Here is a 24,182-nt window from a genome sequence, read left to right on the forward strand (position 1 = left end):
TGAGCTGTCCGAGCTCGCCCACCATCCCGGTCGGGCACCGAAACTGGCCGACCTGATCCAAACCGGCGAGGTGGCCCACCGCGCGCCGCTGGAGACCCACGTCGACCCGATCGAGCGGGAAATCCTCGGCGAGGACACCCAGGCCAGGCTGCTGTACCCGGCCGGGCACGGCGGCGATGCCGAGGAACTGCTCAACGGCCAGATCGCGTTCACCACCCCCGACAGTTCCCGCTTCATCAGCGAGCGGGTCCTCCGGGAGACCGCCGACATGGTCGAGTTCGTCGGTCAGTTCTTCCCAGATGACCGGCAGCGGGTGCTGGAGGAGGTCCAGGCGTTCTGGAGGGGAGTGCTTGAGCACGAGGCCCGGTTCCACCCGCACGGCCCGGCCACCTCACGCAAGCACGAGGCCGACCGGCGCGAACGGGTCGATGAGCTGAACGAACTGCGCGCTGGCCACGCTGAGCGAGTGCTCCGGCTGGTCCCACAGCGGCGGCTGGACGATCGCGCCGGGCCGGGCCCCGAGACGTTGCGGCGGACCGCCCAGCTGCTCTGGCAGTGGAGCAAGCAGTTCAGCGCGCTGGGTGAGGTCCCAGGTGATCCGGCGGTATTTGAAGAAGCGCTGGCCGGGCTCGAGATGGTCGATACGGGTTGGACCGCAACGCTGCGCGCATGGCGGAAACAGGACCGCGCCAGCATCGACTTCATAGTCAGCCGGTTGGCGAACGGTGGCTTCGGGGAGACGGTTACCGAGTTCATCGCGGACAACACCACCATGATCTTCCGGGTCATGACAGGACAGCTCAGCGCGTGGGCGCGGGCGCTGCTGAGCATTCGCTTGACCACGACCACCAACATGGACGACGACGAGTTGTTGTCCGCGATCGGGCGCCAAGTACGGACCGCCAGGCAGCTCGAGCGGGAAGCGGTCTGGCTGCACCGTGCCGAACCGGTCGATATCCAGGTCGCGTTGCTGGCCGGTGTGCTGTCCTCGGCCGCCACGCAACTCGTCGACCGGGTCAAGGTTGTGTATGCAAACCTGTTGATGGCGGCGGCCGAGCGGCGAGTCGTTCACGGTTTCACCGAACTCGGTTTCGCGGACAAACGAAGCCGGCTCTACGACGTCACCGAGCAAGTCGACGCGGCCATGACGCTGTGGTTCAGCCTGGCCACCGGGTATCAGCACGGAGAAATGACCGCGCAGCTCCACCGGCTGAGCACACGCCTCGCCGAGTTGTACGCCGCGATCGACCCGATGCGCGACCACCTGTTGGCCGAGCGGATCCTCGACATACTCGACGACCGCGGCTCCCTCCAGCGGGTCAGCTTCCTGGCGCTTCTGCTGGGTGCCGATGAGGACGAGGTTCGGTCCGCCGCCGGAGGCTCGCCGTCGCTGACCGTGTCGTCCGACCAGATGCGGATCCATCGGCGTGACGGCGTTGGCTGGCGTGTTTGGCGATGGCTGAGGGCATTCGTCCGGGCGATGTGGCTGGCCGCGGCCGTGGTCGCGGTCTTGTTGCCGCTGTTCGGGGCCGGCCCCACCGGCGCGGTGGTTGGCACGGCCGCCGCCGTGTTCGGCGCTGGGTCGATCAGGATCGACCCGGCGGCCTGGCGGGCGGCGATCCAGAACGCCCGCCCGGTCACCCCGGATGAGCGGCGCCACATGGCCTCCGACCTGGACCTACGGCTGCGGCGGACGCCGCCCCCGATCAGCCCGTTCGCTCATGAGTACCGCAAGCTCCAGGAGCTCGCCCGAGAAGCCGTCGCCGTGCTGCACGGCCAGGCGCCTCGGTATATGCGCGCCCCGAACGAGGATCTGTTTTGGCTGGCCGAACCGCTGGTCGATGCCGAGACCGGCAGGCCGATCACGTCGGTGACCGAGGTACTCCCTTCGCGCATCCCGGACGAGCGCCGCTGGGAGCCTTACCGGAACGTGGAGTCGCGGATCTTCCTGTCCGACGAGATTGGCGCGCTGCGGCAGATCGTCGTGTCACGGCTGAGGGACGATCTCACCCCGCAACAGGCGGAGTACCTCGCCGAACTGGTCGTCCGGACCGTAGACGCGCCGGTCCAGGGACGCGCCGGCTGGCTGCCCGCCCGCATGGCCAGCGAGCGCGCCGAGTTCGCTCAACGGGACCCGGCCCGGTGGGCACTCGACGTGACCCGCGCACCGCTGGACCGGGCACGGCTGGCCGCGGTCTTCGCCGACAAACCCGGCTTCCAGCGGCTGGCGATCCACTTCCGCGACCTGATCGAACGGTTCGACCGGGAGCTGCTCGAGCCGGGCCGGCTGCCGGACCAGGTGCGCCTGCGGCTGCGCGCGGAACTGAACGCGCGGGCCGCCGAGGCTCACCAGCGCTTCCAGCGCCAGAGCGAAGGACCGCGCCACGACCGCGCGCCGGCTCAGCGGGAGGGCGCCAAGGTGCACACCCTCGCCATGGTGGTGGCCCTCGAGCTGCTGGCCGAGGCGGAGCGGCAGCGGGAGGGCGGCGACCAGGAACGCTTGGCGGATGCGGTGTACCGTCTGGCCTTCGCGCTGGCCGAGGCCGAGCTGGCCATGGCCCGCTTGCCTGCCGGGGTGCTGCGCCACGGGCCAGCGGCACGGCTGGGCTCGGCGCTGGGGCGGCTGGACACGCTGCGGGCCTCGGCTGACGCCGCCCGAGGGTGGCCGTTCGCCGAGGGACTCGAGCTGACGTTCGAATCCGGCGACACGCTGGTGATCGAGGGCGAGCGGCTGGCCCGGATCGCCCGGGAGGCCCAGGCATGGCTGCCCACCGCGCTGGACCAGCTGGACCGGGCCAAGTGGTTGCTGGCGGTGCTCGCGGAGCTGAGCCATAGCTCGGTCGAGCTCACCGAGGGGCTGGTCCGGGCGACCACGGGCCGCCCGGTCGCGCTGACCCCGGCCATGTACACCCGCAGCTTGATCCGCGACCTCCGGATGATGCTGACCGAGGTGGGCCCGGGCCGCTACCGGCTGGACGAGATGCGGCCGGCGCCGGTCGGCTTCGGCGTACCGGTGTACCTGCCCGGCGGCGGCGTCATCCACGCACCGATCGCCAGTACGCGCCAGCCCCACCACGGAGGGTTCCCGATCTCCGGCATCGGCTGGAACGGCGCGGTGGCCACCAACGCTGGCCCGGGGGGCGGCTCGTACGACGCGGCGGTGCTGGGCAACCGGGACGCGGTGACCGCCGCCGCGGTTGCCACCGGGGACCACCGGTCGGCCCGCCCGTGGGACGGCGCGCACCTCGCCGCCGAGATCGGGACGGCCGTGCCGCTCAGCTCGCTGCCGGCGGCGCTCGGCGTGCCGGCGTGGCGCGCGGAGACGGCGGCGCGCGCGGCCCTGCGGATGGTCTCGGCGGTGCCGGCCACCTACCGGTACGCCACCTCGGCGGCCAGCTACGCCTCGGCGCTGATCGTTCCAACCGGATACGGCCAGTCCGAGGCGGTGGTGGTGGCCACCGGCCGGACCGCCGTTTTCGTGCTCACCGCCGACGGAGTCGTCCAGGTCAACCGGCCCACGTCCGAGCCGTTCAGCAAGGATCTGGCCGAGGACGCGGCGTCCCTGCGCGCACACACCGTCCCGCTGCGGAAGGGCGACCGGGTCTTCCTGGTCACGGAGGGCGTCACCCGCTTCCTGTCGCCGGGTGCCGTCGAGCTGCTCGCCCTGCTCAACGGGGTGGCCGACCCGCTCACCGCCGCACGGAAGATCCTCGACTTCGTGCGGCGTGCCGGCGGCGTGGCCCCCGCGACGGTGGTCGTCCTCGCGCCGAGCGACACCGAGGCATTCACCGGGCTGCTCCCCGACGGTGACTGGATCGGCCGCGGCCGCGAGAACGGGGACGGTACGCCCGGGGAGCTGTCCGAGTTCGGTCACGATCCCGTTCGGGCGACGAAGCGGGCGGAGCTGATCCAGTCCGGCGAGCTGGCCCACCGCCCGCCGATGGACACCCACGTCGACCCGATCGAGCGAGAGATTCTTGGCGAGGACACCCAGGTCAGGCTGCTGTACCCGGCCGGATACGGCGGCGAGGCCGAGGAACTGCTAGACGGCCAGATCGCGTTCACCACCGCCGACGGTCTGCGTCTGATCAGCGAGCGGGTCTTCCGGGAGACCGTGGAGATTGTCGACTTCGCCGGCCCGGATCGGAAGCGGGTGCTGGCCGAGGTCCGGGAGTTCTGGCGGCTGGTGCTCGAGCACGAGGCCCGGTACCACCCGCACGGCCCCGCGACCTCGGCAGAGCACGAGGCCGACCGCCGCAGGCTGGTCAACGTGCTGCGCAAGCTTCGCAAGGAGCACAACGACCGGGTGACCCAGCGCCTTCCTCAGCGTTGGCTGGATCACCGGTCCGGGGTGCCGGCCGGGGCGTTCGAAGCGGTTGCGCAGCTGCTCTGGCGGTGGGACAGGATCCCCGGCCCGCTTGGGATGGCCGAGCCGAACCGGACGGCGTTCGAGCGAACGCTGTCGCTGATCGAGCGGACCAATCCGGTCTTGGTCTCGTTGCTCCGTGACTGGTGGGCGGAGGACAACGTGAACCTCGACTTCATTGAGGTGTTCATGCGGAACGCGAACCTCGGCGAGATGGTCGAATCACTCTCGGAGCAGGCACCCAAGATCGTCCTGACGCGGCAGCGCACATTCGACGGATGGGCGCAGGCACTGGTGAGCAGCCACCTCAGTCTGGCCGCCGACATGGATGACGGCGCCTTGCTGGCCGTGACCAGGCGCCAGGTACAAATCGCGCCGAGCCTGGCCCGGGAGGCGGTGCGACTGCACAAGCTGGGCGCCCGGCACTTCACCGAGTTCGGCGAGGCCACGCTGTTGACCGGGCAACTGTCAGTCGTGGCACCTCGGTTCCTCAACCAAGCCAGGATCGTGCACGGCGCTCTGCTGTTGGCGGCCGCCAAACGTCGACTCGTCCATGGCGCCGCGGACCAGCGGAACCAGCTCTACGAGATCACCGAGCTGCTCGACGAAGCCAGGGCACTGTTGCTCGGCGTGCCGTCGCCGTACCAGAACCGTGAACTGGCCAAGACATACGACCGGCTGGCAACAGCGCTCGGCGAGAAATACTCCGCGAGCGAGCCGAAGCGCAAGCGTTCGTTGGCCAAGCGGATCGGCGTCGTACTCGACCACCGTGGTTCCCCCCAGCGGGTCAGCTTCCTGGCGCTGCTACTGGGCGCCGAACCGGCGGACACCCGAACCGCCGCCGACGTCTCGTCGGCACTCACCCTCACGTACGACCGACAGCGGATCCATCGGGTGGCAAACGACCGTTGGCGGGATTGGTGGTGGAGCTGGCTGGGGCCGTTCATCGGGATCGTATGGCTGGTCGGCATCACGGCGGCTGTCTTGCTGCCGCTGTTCGACACCGTGCACGCGGACGCGCTGCTGGGCATGGCCGTCGTGGCGCGGTTCGTCATGCTCGACGAGCAGCGGCTCGAGCTGACCCGCGAGGTGGCCGAGACCCTGGCCGGGAATCGGGACTCGATGCGGTCGGTACAGGCGCAACTGCTCAAACAGCGCGTGCCGAAGGAGTTGGTGGACGCATTCGGCTTCTATTGGAGCAGCGAAGACACCCCACCTTCGATGGCCGCGGTTGCCCCCATGGTCGGGAAGTCACGCCAGGCGCTCTACCGAGGCTTCAGCCGGTACGGGCTGCCGAAGCGCCGCTCCGAGGAAGGGGTGCGCTACAGGACCCATCCATCGGCCTCGCCACGGCGGCACGCGACGCCGGAACACGACCCGGACTACGAACTGGCCTACTCCCCGGACGCGCTCGCGGACAAGGTGTGGGACCTGGCCATCGACCTGGGCCATTCGCCGTCCAGCCAAGTCTGGATCAACCGTGGGTTGACGCCTTCCGTGGCCTCCGTGAATCGGGTGTTCGGCCCATGGCCCGGGATGCTCAACGAGGTCGGCCTTCCCCCGCTGGTACAGGACTACACCGACACGCAGAAGCTCGCCGAGGTGGCCTCCGCCGCCGAGGACCTGGGGATTGACCCGAGCGAGCTGATCCGTGCGGACTACGAGCGCTGGCAGAAGCGGCAGCCGACGCCGCACCGGAAGCGAATCCCGACCGTCGGGACGCTCGGGGCGACGTTCGATGACTGGCCCGGAACGCTGGCGGCGCTGGAGAAGCTGTTGCCCAAGCGGCAGAAGAACCGCCGGGACGCGCTGCGCGCGTTGGCGGCATCGGCACCCTCGCGGCAGCCACTCACGGAGGCGGCGAAGGCCAACCGACCGGTGTTCTCGACCGAGCCGTCGACGCATGCCCATGCCACGCCGCACCAGCGGATCGACGGGTTGGACGAGCCCGTGGGCACCTGGTGGCGGCTGCACAACGAGTTGGGGTGGAGCACGTACATGATCGCGGCCTACACCGGGGCCGCCCGCTCCACCATCCAACGGAGGTTCGCCAAGCTGCCGAGTCGCAACCTCACCGAGGCCCGGCGGCTCGTCGCCATGCAGGACTGGGACGCCGCCCGGGAGGTCGCGCCGGCAGTGATCGCGGAGTGGCGCGGTGGTCTCATGGGCGAGGAGATCGCCGAGAAGCTCGAGCTGGATCCGACCCTCGTCGCGATGGCGCTGGACAACGGGGAGATCTCGGCGAAGGAGTTCACCGAACGCCGACGGGAGATGCGGCAGCACGGCCGCACCGCATCCGCCAGCGCGCCGGCGGTGGTCGCCGGGCTGGCGGGGGTCGCGTTGGTGACTGGCGGGTTGTGGCTGTTCGCGCCTGCGGGTGCGCACCCGGCGGTGCTGGCCGGGGCGGCGGTGGTTGCCATCCCCACCCTGGGACGGGGCTTCGACCCGGACTACGAACGGATGTACGCGGCCCGGTTGTGGGACCTGGCCATCAAACACCGCCGAACCCCGTCGAAGGAGATGTGGGAGGCCAGCGGCATGGCTCCTTCCTCGAGCTACCTCAGCAGGAACATCGGCCGGTGGGAGGACGTCACCGATGCGGCCCTGCTGCCGCGCTCGCCTCGGCACTACACGGACGAGCAGCTGCTGGCCGAAATGGCCGCCGCCGCCGTCGATGAGGGAGTTCCACCGTCCACGTTGACTCGCCGGATCTATCGCGGTTGGCAGGAGGGGCAGCAAAAGGGGCCCCGTGCCCGGCAGCGGAAGGGAATCCCGACCGAGACGGCGATGGTGAACCGGTGGGGTAGCTGGCCGGCGGCGCGGCTGGCGCTGATGGCTTATCTGGCGAAGTCCGACGAGCCCCTCGAGGCCGCGCTGGGGGAGTTGGCGGCCGCCGCTCCGTCCCGGATCCCGCTGACCAAGAGGGAGAAGCGGCGCCGGCTCGCAATACTTGCGCTGGCCGATCAACCGGCCAAGGCCGAGCCGGTGCCTCCGGTTCGAGTCGAAGACCTGCCCGAGCCCCTGGCCACCTGGAAGCGGCGGTACGACGAGGGCTGGAGCCTCCAAATGATCGCCGCCTACTACGCGGGCCCGGGGGTCAGCCTCACCACGGTCAGGCGGAAGTTCGCGAAGCTGCCAAAGCGGGATCACAAGCAGGCCACCCGGCTCGGGAAGCTGCAGGCCCGGGCGATCGTCGACAAGCACATGCCGAGGATCCGCGCGGAGCGGGACAACGGCCTGCACGGGGAACAGATCACCAGGAAACTCAGGTTGGCGCCCGGCGTCGTGGCAGCGGCGCTAGCTCGTGCCTACGAAAGGGAGCGGAGGCCGCACCGGAAGCCCTCGGGACGCGCGCGGGTGGGCAACGGTGGTCGGTTCGGCGGCGGGGTGGCGATCGACCTGACCGGCGAGCAGGTCCAGGAGCAGTTCCCGGAGGCCGAGGCGACCCGGCTGATCGACGGTGGTATGACGCTGGGCGCGGCGGGGCTGGCACATCTGGGGCACGTCGCGCCGGAGGAGTTCACCAAGGAGGAGCGGGACGACCTGGCCCGGCTGGCCGACTGGGTGGTGATCACCGACGAAGAACCCCTGGACCGTAGGTTGGTCGGCGGCAGCGGTTGGCGCGCCAACGGCAAGCCGGCGATCCTGGTGCCCAGGTGGGTGGCCGAGCTGGTATCCGAGCTGGTCGCGGCCGACCCCCGGTTCGCCCACTGGTGGCTGGAGTTCCTCCGCCACGAGCGCGACCTGCACATCAACCACGCCGAGCACACCGGCAAGCGCCACGACGCGCACAACGACGGCCTGGTCGGGTGGCTGCTGGCGGCCGAGGCAGTACGGGGCGGCGAAGGTACCCAGGAGGCGGCGGACCTCCAGTCCGGCGTCGCCCCATTGTCGATGTTGCGCGCGATCCGTCAGTCGGTCGATGGGCTGGCCCCATCGCGGCTGCCGGCAAGGTTCCCCACCACCTTCGGCTGGGCTCCCGCCGACCAGCCGAGCCTGGAGGAGCCGGAGGGCGAGATCCGGCGCCACGGGCTCGGCATCGACCGGCCGTTCGGCGACGCCCCGATCCCAGGGGTGTTCTACGGCGAACCGCATGTCATCCAGGTGAACGTCCGCTTCATTGACTCGGGCGATTCCGTGGCGTGGCGAACGCCGACCGGCGAGTGGCGTGAGGTGCTTTCGGAGGTCCTCGAGGTCGAAGATGTCGGGATCTTGGATGTCGGGGGGATGGGCTACGACGAGGGACTGACCGCGGTCACCGCTGCCGACGGGTTCCGGCTGTTCAGTTGGTTCGCCGTCCGCGAGGCCGTGGTGATGGTTCGGCTGGCCGCGCTGTTCGGCGACGATGTTCGTGCGCGGGTGTTGGACGAGGTGCGGGCCTGGCTCGGGCGCGTGCACGGGCACCTGAGTTACTTCCACCCGGGCGGACGCTGGTCTGTCCGGGACCGCGAGGAAGATCAGGGGGCGCTGCTCGAGGAGCTGTGGGAGCTGCGCCGAGCGCATGACGACCGCCTCGACACCCTGGTCGGGCTCATGCGGCGATTGGTCAGGGCACCCCGGGGCCACCGAGTCGTGCTCGAGGAGTTCGGCCGGCGCGTCAACGCCATCGACGACCTTGAGGACCGGGGTCCCGCCGTGCGGATACTGCGCGGCTACCTGCGGACGGACGAGCGCACGTTCGCCGCCGCGCTGGATGCCATGGCCGACGGAGGGCAGGTGGACATCGAGCTGCTGCCCGCCCGGAAGTGGGACATCGCCGTGTGGTTGTCGTCGGTTTTGGATGGCCTGCAGGTGCGGCAGTTGCGGATGGACCAGGAGATCACCCTGCGGGCGCTGGAGCGGGCCGAGGCCGCGCTCGCGGCCTCGCGGTTCGTGGACGAGGAGGACGCCGCCGAGCAACCCAGCTGGCGGAGGCTGACCCAACTGGTGGCACATCTGAACCTGCGTCTGCAGCGGATTGCCGCGCTGCTGGACGCGGTCGAGCCGGGCGACACCGACGCGGTCGGGGTGCTGGAGCAGCGGCTAGCGGAACTGTCCGCCCAGGTCGACTCCGCCGACCGGCGGCCCGGCGACACCGAGCCGGGCGACACCTCGCCGGTCCTGTCGCTCCTGGAGGAGCAGGCCGCCGAGGCGGACGCGATCGAGCGGGCCGTTTGGGAGATCGGCTACGGGGGGCCGACCGAGCGATTGACCCAGCTGCTCCGCGCGGTTCGAGCCAACATCGCGGACAAGCACCGGCAGTGGGATCCGCTGGTCGGGGCCGTCCCGGCTTGGCGGATCGCGGCCTTGCTCGACCGCCAGCCGGAGCAGACCGTGCCGGTGGATCGGCTGGCCTGGCTGTTCGAGCTCGACGCCGACCGGGTGCGCAATGAGGTCGCCGAGGCGAATGCGCTGGACATGGACGTGTGGGACGGTACTGAAATAGCGCGGCCCGCCGGTACCGTCCCCGGGCGGACGCAACTTCACCGGAGTTGGGGGGTGCTGGTCGGTGCGGCGTCCGCCGCGCGCGACTGGGCCGGTGATCACCCGGTGCTGGCCGCGCTGGCCGCCGTCGTAGTGATCGCGGCGGTGCTGGTGCTCGCGATGCCGGGCCGGTTGGCCCGGCTGTGGGAGCTGATTCGCGGCTTGGCCGCACGCGCCCCGCCGGCCCCGACCGCGGCGATCACGGTGACGGTGGCCGCGCTGGTGGTCGGCGGGCTGCTGCTGTCCGTTCCGGCCGGTGCGCAGCCGACGGCGCTGGCCGGCATGGCGATCGTCGTCGTCTTCCGAGGACGGAACGTCGAGCTCGACCTCGCCGTGGCCAGGCAGCTGGCGGGGGACGAGGACTCGATGAAGTCGGTACTTGCGCAGCTGCTGAAGAAGGGCGTGCCACCGAAGGTCGTGCGGGCTTTCGGCCTGTACTGGGGCAGCGACAAGGGCGAACCGATGCCTGTCCGCCTGGCCGCTTGGCAAGTCGAGCGCACGGGGCGGTGGCTGACCCTGGCACTTGCTGAATACGGGCTGCCCCAGCTCCCGGACGCGGAGAAGCACCAGCATCGGACCCGTCGGCCGGCCCTGAGGGGCGACAACCCCGACTACGAACGGGAGTACTCGTTCCTAGAGATCGCGGCCAAGCTGTGGGACCTGGCCATCGGGCGGCGCCGCACGCCGTCGAAGGAGCAGTGGGAAACCAGCCGAATGGTGCCTTCCTCGAGCTACCTCTACGACCATTACGGCCCGTGGGAAGACATCACCGACGCGGTTCTGCTGCCACCCTTGACCCAGCACGCCATGGACGTGCAGCTGCTCGCCGACCTGACCGCCGCCACCGTTGATGAGGGATTCGAACCGGGCACGTTGCCCTCGTCGAGATATAACGGTTGGCGGGCGCGCCAGCAAGACAAAACGAAGCCCCTTCACCAGCGGCGGAAGGGCATCCCGAACCTGAACACGCTGATCACACGGTTCGGTCGTTCTTGGGCGACGGTGAACGCGGCGCTGTTGGCCCACTTGGAGGAGACCGGCGAACCCTTCGGGGTCGCGCTGCACGACTTGGCCGCCAGGGCTCCGTCGCGGATCCCGCTGACTGACGAAGAGAAGCAACGCCGGTTGGCCATCCTCGCCGAACAAACCGAACAACCCACTAGCGCCGAGCCGGCCCCCGCCGTTCGCACCGACGATCTGCCCGAGCAGGTGGCCACCTGGTGGCGGCAGTACGTTGAAGCGGGCTGGAGCATCCCCATGATCGTGGCCTTCGCCGGAGTCCCCTACCGCGCTGTCTACGACGCGTTCGCAGAGCGCGATCTGCCGTACCGCCGTCACGCACAGGCCAACCGGCTCAAGGCACTTCAGGATTGGGATACCGCCGAGAAGGAAATGCCGGGAGTCGTCGCGGAACGGGACAAGGGGCTGGGCGGGAGACAAATCGCCGACAAACTCGGGCTGTCGGACCGCATTGTGGCAATGGCGCTGGCCAAGGACCACGAGGCGGATGTGCTACTGGCGCGGCAAACTCCCTGGTGGCCCGCCAACGCGCAGCCGGCTGCACCGGGCGGCCTGATGCGGGTCGCTTTCCGGGGCAAGCAGGTCGAACTGACCCCTGAGGTGGCCGAGCAACTGGCCCGGAACTGGCACTGGATGAGGTCAGTACTGAGGCAGCTGCGCGTCAACGGCGTGCCGAAGCGCGTTGTGCGGGGCTTCAAGCTGCATTGGCGTATCGGCGAAGGCGCACCGTTGTCCATCGCCCAAGCCGCCGCCCGGATGAAAGGCCGTGAAGCATGGTTGGCGGAGCAGTTCACTGAGTTCGGGCTGCCGATGCGCCCCGACGAGGAGCCAGGACCGGCGGCCATCGAAGGCGCCGATCCGTCGGCAGGGGACCCAGGCCATGACCACCCGCTGGCCTGGCGCCGGGTGCCGGCCTGGGAGAAGGCGTACCCAACCGCGTTGCTGGCGGTGGCCCTGACCAGTGTGGTCGATCCGGGTGAGTACGCCTCGCCGGCGGGTCGTGACTCGACGGCGGTGACGGTGCGGCGGGTTCTGGTCACCGAGCTGACCGAGCAGCTGGTCACGGAGCTGGGACCCGAGGTTGCCGCCGACGCGGCGGAGAACCTGGTCGCCCACAAGCTGGGCGACACGATCTTCGTGGTCAGCTTCTCGTGGGACGGGTTCAGCCCCGCGCAGAAGGCGGCGGTGATCAACCATGAGCGGCGCTCCGACCTCACCAAGCCCGCCGCCCACGAAGCGGACCGGCAGGCCACCCTGGCCACGATCCGCTACCTGGGCTTCCTCGGCGAGGACGGGCTGGAGGATGCCGCCCACCTGGTCGAGCAGGTGGAGGAGCGGCTCGCCCGGGGCGAGCTCACCCTCCGGGACCCGCGTCCACGGTGGGACGACGACCGACGCCTCGGGGAGTTCGAGCTGCTGGGCGAGCCGACCGGGGTGAAGGTCGTCTCCCCGGCGACGTTCGGGCACACCGAGGTCGAGCGGTTGCTGGACGGGCTGCTGGTGATGCGCACCAAGACCGGCGAGCGGCTGGTGAGCGAACGACAGTTGCGGGAGACCGTCGAGATCGCCGAGCTGGCTTGGTTCATTTCCGAGGATCTGGGTCGGTTGGTGGAGGAGAAGATCCAGGAGTTCTGGACGCGGGTGCTCACGCACCGCTCGTCCTCGGTCGACGAGCACGACCAGGCTGGCCGGGAGCTGCGCGCCGAGCTGAGTGGGCTCCAGGAGGCGCACCGGGCTCGGCCGGGAGAACTGGTCGGGCAGCTGCTGTGGGAGGTCCGGGGGCCGCTGGAGCTGCGGCTGTCGAGCATCGAAGGGCTGGACGGCTCGTTGCCGGCGGGCCAGCGCGCCGATGAACAGCTCATGGACCGCTGGCACCAAGAGGCTTGGAATGTGCTGAACGCCGGCGAGCCGTTGGACATCACCGGGCGGTTGGCGATCCTGGGGGACGTCCAGACATGGTGGGAGGCCAGGGGCGACCGCCTGGCGCTGCAGCTGGGCCACGCCCTGGCCGAGCAGGTGGCCGTCCGGGTGGCCGCCGGGGTGTCCTTGTTGGACCGGCTACAGAGCAGCAGCCTTGGCGACCAGGGCGACAACATCGAAGACCTGTCCGTGCTGGGCACGGTCGTGCGACTGCGGCAGGAGCGGCTCGCCCAGCTGATCGAGACGTACGAATCCGGCCCGGCGAAGCTGGCCCCGAAGGCGCGCGTGAATCGGATCCTGATCGAGGGCTCCGCGACGGCACCGTTCATCCGGCCGATCGAGCGCCTGGTGAGCCGGGACAAGGCGCTGGCCGAGCTCGCGGCCTGGACCCGTCGAGTGGGCAATGCGATCACCTTGGTTCATCAGATGGAGGACTCCCGATGGACCCGGACTACCCAGAAGAAGCTCCTCGACCTGTGGAACACGATCGGCGACCTGCGCGACGCCATCGCGGGTGACGACTCCGCCGGCCACGACCACGCGCTGTCCCTGCTCCCCCTGCGCGAGGACCAGGAACTCGGCGTTCGGATGATCTTGCCGGCGGTCGCGTGGCGGCGCTGGATCAGACCCGCCGAGTATGGCGGCCTGGCCGGGCGGGACCCGCCGAAGGTGAAACTGATCTCCGCCGCGCACCTGGCCAGCCTGTACGGCGAGGACGGCGAGTGGATCGCCGCGAACCTGTTCGCCTACCGGCTGGGCGACACCATCTACGTGCTGGACACCGCGTGGCACCGGTTCAACACCGCGCAGCGCGCGCTGGTCATCGCGCACGAGGCCCTCGGCGGTGGCGCCGGCCATGCGGCGCACGCCCGGTGGACCCTGGACATGCTGGCCGAGCTGGCCGACAACCGCCCGGCGCTGGGCGACCTGCTCCCGCGCACCCCCGCCGAGGCCGAAGCCGCCGCCGAGGTGATCGGCGCCACCATCGTTGAGCACCTCGCCACCCGCACCTACGGCGGGATGAGCCTGCGGTACGGCGGCCGGGGAACGCCCACTGGTCGCCCAGCCGCGGCGGTGCCGGTGCTGATCGAGATCATCGACCCGGCCGGGGCGGTGGTCGGCTCGGCGTCCGTGCGGTTCGAACGCAAGGGCAGCGACCGCCTGCACCTCGGACTCACAGACTGGTGGCTCGACCCATCGGCGCAGGGCAACGGCACTGCCACTGGGTTGCTGTGGACCCTCGAGGACTGGCTGGGCGGCTCGGGTGGCGGCCAGGCCACCGCCCAGGGCCGGGGCGCCGCCCGGTACTTCTTCGCCGCCCACGACTTCGGTTGGCCGCCGGGTGACGAGTTGGCGGCCGACGTGGTGCTCGCTCAACTCGGGTTGGCGAAAAAGGAGGTGGACACCGACGCCGCGCTGGTGCGCCGGCGGCTCGGCGGCGACAACGCGATCCATGCCGGCACGCTGCTGACCAAGTACGGAATGACCGACACGGACGCCCCACGGGCCGGGCACCGGAGTGCCCTGCTGGAGGCCCTGCTGACGCGGCTGAACCGGCAGAGCACCGCCGCCGCCGACATCCTGCACCAGGCCCGGACCCACCGGTTCGGCACCGACGGCTACCCGACGCCGCTGGAGATCTCGCTGGCCGGTTGGACCGGCCGGCGAGGCCCCGACGCGCGCTGGATCGGCAAGACCGCGCTGCGCGGCATGCCGCCCGTCACCGAGTCGACCTTCCAGGGCGCGAAGCCGGTCCCCGCGCACGGTGTCGCCGGGGCGCTCACCGAGCGGGTGTTGCGGCCGGAGCAGGCCGCTTCGGTGCGCCGGATGTTCGCCGAGGCGTGGGCGACCGGGCAGCTCACCGAGCTGACCCCCGGACAGCGAAAGGCCACCGGCCTGACCGATCGCCACGTGCGGATCGTGCCGACCGAGCTGATCAGGCGCCTGGCGAACGGCGACTTCGGTGTGCCGGTGGACGGGCTGGCGCTCTACCCCTGGGCCGACAGCCGCGTCCCCGGGGGCGTGCTCTACGGGCTGCCCGAGCCGGTGGCGAACGAGAGCATCGACCTGCGCGCGATCATCCGGGCGATCGAGGCGAGCCGGCCCGTCCAGGTGTACGACGAGGACTTGCCCGTCTTGTCGGACAACGCGGTGCACGCGTTCTGGGCCGACGCGCTCCGGCACGTCAAGGCTTACCGGACCATCGGCACCCCCGGCATGGAGCTCGCGCGGCGTGCGCTGATCGAGCGGTTGAACGCGCTGCGGGTGAACTGGGCAATGCCGGCGGTCGGCGAGCGGTGGGAGGACTTCGACAACCGGACCGCGGACACCCGAGCGCTCGACCTCGCCGGCCTGCTCACCGACAGTGAGCTGCCCGAACGGTACGCCGCGCTGCTCTGGCGGACCCTGGCCGAGGACCGGGCCACCGAGTGGTCGCTGGGCCGGTACGCCGACACCCCGTGGGCCGAGATGGCCGAGGCGTTGCCTGAGGTCCGGGCGCAGGACCTCGCCGACCTGATCGCCTACGCGACCGACCTCAGCACCGCCGCGCCGGAGCGGTTGCACGACCTGCAAGCCGAACTGGCCCAACGGGCGGCGCGGCGCCTCGAGCAGGCGCACGCCACCGACCGCGTGCGCATCTGGCTGACCGCCCTGGCCGACCGGGCGAGCAAGACCGAGGAGGTCGCTACCGCCGCGGCGTTCCTCACCCGGTTGACGGCGGAGGTGACACGGAGCGCCGAATTGTGGGGCGCCCTGGCCGAACTGGCGCGGCGGCCGGTCGATCCGGCGACGCTCGACCCGCAGCGGCTGTACCTGCTGATCGCCAAGGCCGAGGTCACCTTCGGCGAGCTGGCCGCCGCGGTCACCGAGGACGACCTGGCCCGGTTCCACCCGCTGGCCGAACTGCTGGAAGACGCCTACTCGCTGGTGCTGACCAAGGTCCAGGACCTGAGCGCCGAGGTGAAACTCAACCGGCTCCGGAGCGAGGTCGGCCGGCTGTATCGGCGGCTCAGCCATGGCGACGAGTCCCTGGCGGAATGGATCGCCGCCACGGTGGGCAGGGCACCGGGCGTTCAGGCAAGGCTGGGCCGGCTGACCTGGCTGATGCTCGAACCGGTGCTGGATCTGAAGTCGGCCGTCGACGAGGGCGATGGCACGCACCTGACGATCCACGGCGACACGGTCTACCTCACCCGGCTGAGCAATTGGCGGGACACCCCGGACAGCGACCTCGCCCGGATCGGTGCCCAGATTGACGCGGCCGTGGCGCGCCCGGTGGACCGGCTCACCGACACCGAGCAGGCGATGCGCCAGGTACTGGTCTGGCTGGATGAGCTCCACCGGACCGATGAAGCTTTCGAAGCAGAGTCCCGCGGCACGGACGACCTACGGCGAACTGAGATCGCCATCTATGAGATGCGGGCCTACAAGCTGTTCCGCCGCCTGGACCAGACCCAACAACTGTCGCCCGAGGCGCGGATCGTCAGTGTGCTGAGCCTGCGGCCGGGCCTGCCGGTCCGAGTGGTCACCCTGGCCGGGGTGCTGGACTGGGCGGGGCAGGCGCTGGCCGACGCCGCACGCGGCTCCCGAGAGCTCGACACTGACGCCAATCCCAGGGATGTCAAATCACTCATGAGGGGGAGGATCTGGCTGGCGGACGATGGTGCCCCGTCCGCGCCGGATAGTGGGGCGCTGGCCGACGGCGTGTCGGACGACGAGGCGAAGCGGCGCATGGACCCGGACATGCCGACCTTGGCCGCCCACGCCGAACAGCTGGTCAAACTGGACCTCACGAACCTGCTCGCGCATCCACGGCTGGCCGAGGTGGCCGAGCAGCTGACCGCGGTGAAGATCACCAAGGCGAAGCCGCTGGGGGGCAGGCTGCTCGGCTACGGCTGGCTACCCAAGGGCAGCGCGCCGGCCGTGGACGGCGTGATCCTGGTCCCGGTACACATCGCCGAGCTGGTGAACCTGCTGATCGGGCTCGACGAGGAGGTCATCCAATGGTGGATCGACTTCCTGCGCCACGAATGGGCGCACGTCCTCGGTGGTGAGCACACCGGTGCCGCGCACCGCGCGGAGTCGGAGGACCTGATCACCCGGTTGCGGGCCGAGGTGGCCCGGCTGCTAGGTGTGCACGTGGTCGACTGGACCCGGATTCCCACCGCGGTGCCAACCCGCTGGCTGGCCGGGCAGATGGCCCAGCCATCGCAGGGCAGCGGCGAGATCACTCAGCTCAGTGCCGAGGAACTGGCCGAGTTCCAGCGCTGGTCGGCCACCGAGGGCGCCGACCGTCCGGTCGTCGGCGGCCCGATCGCCGCCCCGCCGGGTGGGCTGGTCGGTGTGGTCGCCGAGGTAGGCGAGAACAGCCCGGTGGAGCTGGGGGAGCGCGGCCTGGAGGTCAGCTTCGGTCAGTGGCGCCAAGCGTCTCCCGAGCCCGCCAGGATGACCGGCATGGTCGCGCGCATCCCCGGCTACCAGGGGGTGGCGGTGGTCCCGGGCAGGCTGATCACGGAGTTCATGCGGTTCGTCCAGGACGAGCCGGCGCACGGCCTTCCGGCCATCCCGGCGGCCGAGCGGGACACGCCGCTCACCGGCATCGTGGCGGCCGCCGAACGCGGCGCGGGCGTGTACGAGGTGCGCCCGGAGCTGCTGAAGGCGTTCCTCGACCAGGTCGAATGGGCCAGCGACCGCCATCCGTTCCGGCCCTCGCGGTCCCGCGTGCTGGCCGACCACCAGCTCGAGGACCCCGAGCACACCTCGGTGCGGGCGGCGTTCGCCTGGGCGGAGGACCACGGCGGGTGGCTGGAGCAGGGCGGGCGGGAATGGCGAGCCGAGCTGGGGGCCTTCGCGCCGGGCCTGGTGGCGCTGCGGGAGTCCGTGCTGGAGCGGCTGGCCCTCGGCGAGTTCGGTGAAAGGGTGGAGGGGTTCATCCTCGACGTCTGGACCAGCGGGGACGGCAAGCGGATCGTGCTGTCCGAGGCGGTGGTCAACGAGATCGGGGCCCTGCTCCACGAGCTGGCCGTGGCCGGCGCGAGTGACCTGGTCGAGGTGACCGCTCAGGCACAGGAGTTCTGGACCGAGGTGCTCGCCTACGCACGAAAGTATCTCGTCGGCGAGGCCGAAGGCGGCGAGGCCGCCCGGCGTGCATTGCTCCTGAAGCTGGCGGCGCTGCGAGTCAGGTCGGCCCGGCTGTTCGTGGAGCGGATGTGGCCGGGGTCCGGCACGCGCACCGAGGACGCCCCGGAGCCCGGCTTCGACCTGTTCATCGTGGGTGAGCGGGAGGACTCCCCGGCCACGCTGTACTGGACCTGGCAGACCGAAGACCGGGAGGCGACCTCGGCGGCCGCCCGGGAGGCCGGCGAGGAGTGGGCCGCGCTGTTGGACGATCAGGCCGGCCCTCGGGAACATGATCTGCTCGACCTGCTCCTGATGATCCACCAGTTCGCCGGGGCCCAGCCGCGTCAGTGGCCCGCGATCCTGGCCATCCTGACCTCGAAGGCGGAGCGGGCCGAGGTGACGGCGGACACCGTCGCGGCGAGGCTGGCCGCGCTGCGCGCGTTCGCCGATCGCGCTGGGCTGGCCCATCCCGAACTGAACGCCGCGATCGCGTTCTTCGAAGTGTTGCGCGGGGAGACCCGACAACGGGCGGACCGGTGGGGAGCCGCGGTCCACGCGATGCACAAGCTGGCCGCGGCGGAGCGGTTCCGGGAGCCTGAACTGATCACCCAGATCCGGGAGGTCCTGGCCGAGCGGTATCGGCATCGCGGACCGGCCGGTGACTGGGTTCTGGACAGCGAGCAGGATTGGGAGCTTTCGCCCCTGGAAGGCGAGCTGGGCCAGCTTGCCAACCACCTCGACCGACTGCGGGACCGCCGAGTCCGCGGGGGGAACGCGACCCAGCGCCGCGCGGCGATGACGGCAGTTCTTGATCTCCTGGTCAACCTCGACACGGTCGAGCTCAACATCGGGGTCACCTCGGCTTACCTCGACGGGCAGGCCCGCGCGCGGGATGCACTGACCCGGGGCATATTGCTGCGTGAGCGCGCCTTCGCCCTGTTCCACGACCTGGACCGGTCCGGCGAGGAGCCACTGGCCAAGCGGATCCGCGGCGTGTTGTTCCTCCGAGGGGGCCGGCCGGTGAAGCGGAGCTGGCTGCAACGCCTGCTCGGCGTGCCCGGTGACGACGTGGTCAACGCCGTGTTCGAGGATTCCAGGCTGGATTTCAGCACCGACCTCGATCGTGCCCGCCAGGACGAGAACGCCACGGTCCACCTGGTCAAGCGGCCCGGTGGAATGGCGGCGGGGCGCACCTTCCCGCTGCTTGCGCTCGCGGTCCTCGCCGCCGGGGTGGTGGTGTACGTGGCGTACCGGACCGGGTTGTTGGACCGCCTGTGGGCTTGGCTGCTCGCCCGGTTGTCCGACATGGCGCCCAACGCTCCGCCGGCGCACGTCAACACGATGGGCATGGCCCCGGTGGGTCTCGCCGGCACCGACGGCGGGCACATTCCGGCCTGGGGCGGGGTGGCTTTCGCGGTGGTCATCGGGCTCGTGGTCGTCGGGTTGTCGGTCCGGAAGTACCGCGCCACACGACAGGTGGCCGGCGCGACCACCCCGGTGACCGAGGAGAAGCTGAAACGGGACGCCGAGCGGCTTGCCGAGGAGGCGGCCACGTACCTGGCCACGGGCGACGAACCGGCAGGCGGGCAGGCGTCGCCCAAGACCAGCAACCGGCCCTCCGCCGATGAAGAGTTCCGGTCCGTCGCCCAGCGGATGACACACGCCGCCAACCTGCTCAGCCGGGGGGAGCCGGAGGATCTGAGGGCGGCGGCCGAGGAACTCCAGAAGATCTCCGACGATCTGCTCCGCTACCAGGTTCGACTCGCCATGAGCCCGCACGACGACGGCCCGATGCTGAGCAGCGAGCTGACCGTGCACCAGGGGCGGGTCGAAGCGGCACAGAAGGCGGCGGTGACGCCCCGGACGAGCCCCGACGACGTGCTGCATCAGGTATTCGCGGCCGGCCTGCGGCAACAGGCCACACAGCTGGACGGGCTCGCGGAGCACGCCTCGAGGGTCCTCGACGGATCGGCGCCCGGCGATGCCGTCCCCGGGCGCAACGCCCGGCTGTCGCATCTCGCCCTCGGGGTCGGCTTCGCCCTGGGCGGCCTGCTGGGTGTGCTGGTGGGGCCCGCCGTGGTGATCCGGTTCGCATTGGTCGGCGGGGCGATCGCCTTTGTCGTCGCCTTCTTCCGGCCAAAGGCGGGTCAACCGCCTTGGCACCTGGCCGTGGGGGCGCTCGTCGGCGCCCTGCTCATCCCACTCATGGTGAACGGCTTGACCTGGGCGATCGGCGCACTCAGCGTGGTCGTCGCGACGCGCAGCCACCTGTTCCCGATGTTGACCGCCGTGGAAGCGGCAGGGAAGCGGGGGATCAGCCGAGCCGAACTACCCGGCGAGCTGCGCGCCCTCGGCCTGCCCGACATCGACCTCACCTCACTGGACAACCGCGCGCTGGTCCTGGTCAAGGCTGGTCTGATCACCCATGAGGTCATGCGCCCACGGGGCGGACAGCGCTACATCAGCTATCGGGCCACGGAACTGCTGCCCGAGTTGATGGGTTACCTCCGGGATCCGAGCACCTACCCCGACGAGCGCCCCTGGGCGGCGCTGGTCAAGGTATGGAACTGGCTGGCCCCGAACGCCGAATTCACGCCCAGCGAGCTGCCCATTCACGAGGTGGTCGCCGCGGTGCACGAGATGCTCGGCCGGTCCGCCGGATTGGCGCTGACCAGCCTGGTTCCGGAGAAGTCGGTCTGGGCATTGCTCGAGGCCATGACCGCCTTCCCGGAGGGCCTGACCACCGAGCAGGCCAGGGATCTCCTGACCACGTTCGGCCGGGAAGGGGTCACCGCGTGGCTGCCCGGATTGGCCCGGTTGGGCCTGCTGTGGGTCACCGACGACCGCTATCACCTTCCTGACCACACGTGGGAGATTCTCCTCTACCTGGACGACCCCTCCGGGTATCCGCCCAGGGTCGGCTCGGCGATGTGGGCGCTGGCCGCGCGGCTCATGGGGCCGGTCACCAAGCAGCACCTGACCAAGGTCGAACAAGGTCTCGAGGATCTGCTCGACTGGCTCGGTCGGATGAGCGACGGCCCGCTGGCCGGCACCGCCCTGCTCGCTCCGGAGCGCTCGGCCGGTCACATGCTCAGCGCAATTCGCCGCAAGGGCAGCACGGGCATGAGCCGCGACAAGCTGGTGGCGGCGCGGGGAGCCGCCCCGCCAACCCGGGTCGACTCTCGCCTGCCTGTCATGGCCGAGCGGGAGCTGATCAAGGCCACCGAGGACGGGCGTTACGTCTTCGGCAAGTTCGGGACGTTGCTGTGGGAGGCGCTGGAGGACCTGCACAACCGCCTGAACCCGGACACCCACTTCCTGTTGTCCTGGTTCGCCAAGATGCTGCGCGACGGTGGGCTGAGCCTGCGCGAAGACCTCAAGGCAACCGACCTGTTCAGCGAGCTGGCCGAGGAGCTGTACAAGATTCTCGACGCGGAGCTCGTGCAACCTCCGGGCTGGGTGGCGGCCGACTCGCCGTGGGCTCTGTTGTACCGGGTCGCACAGGCCGCGGATGGCGTCGCCGACGAACCGGGCGGCCCGGACGAGCGGCTGCTCGAGCAGCTCTCCGGGTTGGGGCTGCTCACCTGGACCATCGACGGGGACAGCGCGCGCTTCCGGGCCACACCGTCCGCCCGGGAGCTGTTGCGCGACCTGGCTGCCTGGGGGCGGATCGGGCGTGACGAGGACGACTCGGCCGGGCAGATCGGGGACGACGACTACTGGATGGCGGTGGAGCGGGCCGCCCCGGTGCTCGGCCGGCGGGCGACGGACACCGAGGTCGCCGAGGCGGTCGCGTTGTTGCGCGACGTGTCCGGCGCCCGGGTCGCCCCGCTGCTGACGCCATCCGGCAAGACCACGTTCGAGCTCCTGCGCGTGCTTGTCGCCCACCCCGACGGCATCACGGCCACCGAGATGCAAGCCACGCTGGACGGCTACGAATACCGCTCCGTGTCCGGCCAGCTGGTCATGGCGTGGCAAACCGGGCTAGCCGAGTACGCGCCGGATCATCGGCCGGGCAGCGACCCGAAGAATCATCTCTACAAGCCCAAGAAGCTGGCACGCCGAGTCGTGGATGCGCTGGCGAAGCCCGGTGACATCACCGACAACGCGGCGCGGCGGCTGGTCGGCCAGGCCAGGGCGTGGACCAGCGGAGAGCGGGCGCTCACCGTCTACTACAAGGGCCCCGGCAAGCTCGAGGACGTGGTGAGCGCGCTGAAGGCGGCGCTCGGCATCAAGGACGACGACCCGGAGAACGGTTCGGCCCGCTCGGCCATGTGGTCGTCCGGGGTGCTCGGCCTCGGCACCGGGCAGTCGACGGTCCCGCCCTCGGTCGGGGTGGCCCTGCTGGTCACCGTCGGGCTCGGTGTGCTGCTGGTGCGGATGTTGTCGCCGGAACGGGCTGGGACGCCGACCCGGGGCTCCCCGACCTGGTTCACCAGGCTGATCGAGACGCTGGTCCGCTGGTTCAAGATCGCCCTCCGCGCGGCGCTGTTCCTTCCGGTGTTGCTGCTGGTCACGGCGCTTCCAGCGGCGGCAACACCCCGCTCCCCAGAGGTGTTCGACGGGCTCACCACCGTCTACTGGTCCACCCCGCCGGGGCTGGTGGTCCTCGGCGCCGGTGTGCTCGGCATCATCTCGGCCTACCTGCTCCTCCAGCACCGCCCGCACCGGCAACCGCTGGCCGCGCAGGGTGGCCGAACCAAGCCCGCTGTCGACCGCAACAAGTTGTTGGCGTGGTTCCGCGCGGAGAGCAAGTGGATGTGGGGCAAGGCCAGCTATGACGATCTGACCGGGGCGCTCAGCCTGTACGGGTTGTACAAGCGGCTGGCGGCGATGGACCCGAGCGCGCCCGGGCGGAGGATCGCGGTCGCGGTGCTGGACCTCGACTCCTTCCGACCTTTCAACGATGAGTACGGCGAAGAGGAGGGTGACGAGGCGCTGCGGTTCGTGGCGGACACGTTGCGCGACCAGTTGCCGACCGACGCATCGATTGCTCGGGTGGGTGGCGACGAGTTCGTGGTCGTGCTGCGGGACATCAGCCAAGCGGACGCGGTGAAGGACCTGGAGTCGGTCAGGAACGTGGTGAACGTCCGCTACCGGCGTTCGGATCCCGTGATGACGATCAGCGTGGGCATCATGCACACCGACACCGCGCCGGTGAGCTTCGAGTGGCTCCGCGCGAACGCCGACAAGGTGCAGTACGCGGCCAAACGTTCCGGCCGCAACTTCGTCGCCTACCGGGACCCGGCAACCGGGCTGGTCAAGCTGGCCGGCGAGGCGTCCAGGCGTCGCGATGTGCCGAAGGAGGCCCTCGTCGTGGAGCCGGTGAAATACGTGCACAGCGTCGGCGCAATCCACCCGGTCGAGCCGGTGGAGATCGACCTGGTCGGGTTGACCGAGGAGGAGCGGGAAGCAGCCGAGGAGCACGCCCGCGCCCGGCATGCGTTCACCCACGACCCCCTCACCGGGGCGCTCAACCCACGTGGCCTCCGCCTCGAACTCCACGAGACCGGTTATGGCCTGAACGGAACCGGTCGCGGGGTCGGGCTGGTGCTGATCCAGCCGGACAGGTTCAGCGCCGTCAACAACGAGTTCGACCACAGCAAGGGAGACGAGGTGCTGCGCGGGCTGGCCGACCGCCTGCGCACCGCGTTCCCCACCGGCCTGGTCGCGCGCAACGGCAAGGAGTTCCTGGTGTTGCTCCGCGACGTCAGGCATTCGCAGATGATCAGCTCCGTCGAACGGCTCCGCCGCCGCGTCAGCCTGGTTAACCTCGTCCGCAGATGGCGGAAGGAGCCGGTCGTCACCATCCGGGCCGGGCTGGTGCACTCCAGCTCGTTGCCGGCCGACGCCGGCTCCCCGCCGGCCGAGGTCGGCCAGCTCGCCGCGCTTGCCAAGGGCCCGCTGCAGCTGGCGCGCAAGGTGCGGAACACGGTGGGCTTCTACCGGTCCGATGGCACGATCGGCGTGACCCGAGGCGACCCGACGCGTGCTGCCGACACCACCGAGGAGCGTCCCGGCCGGAGTGGCTCCCCAGGCTGGACAGCCAACTGGAACTGGGGATGGCTGGCCGGCGCGGCCGAGGCGCGCGACCAGTTCGGCGACCTTCCCGTGCACCCCGTGGTGTTCTTCCTCGTGGTGGGCGTCCTGGCACTCGTCGGTGTGCTGGTCACCCGGAAGGTGCTGGAGAAGACCGGCGCCCTGGGTCCGAGGGCACCACCGCCGGGCGCACAGCTGGTCGTCGTCGAGCTGGCCCGTGAGGGCGAGGGTCACGACCCGGAGCTGGTCCGGG

Annotated in this window: 1 protein-coding gene (running past both ends of the window); it reads left to right on the plus strand. The window is 70.5% G+C overall.

The whole window is internal to an MFS transporter gene (locus ABEB12_RS20285) on the plus strand: the coding sequence, 104,610 nt in all, runs 16,979 nt past the left edge and 63,449 nt past the right edge, and what appears here is coding positions 16,980-41,161, spanning codon 5,660 (partial) through codon 13,721 (partial); the first codon wholly inside the window starts at position 2. Both codon boundaries (start and stop) fall beyond the window edges.

The organism is Actinospineispora eucalypti, assembly GCF_039543365.1.
In the GTDB taxonomy this organism is placed as follows: Bacteria; Actinomycetota; Actinomycetes; order Mycobacteriales; family Pseudonocardiaceae; genus Pseudonocardia; species Pseudonocardia eucalypti.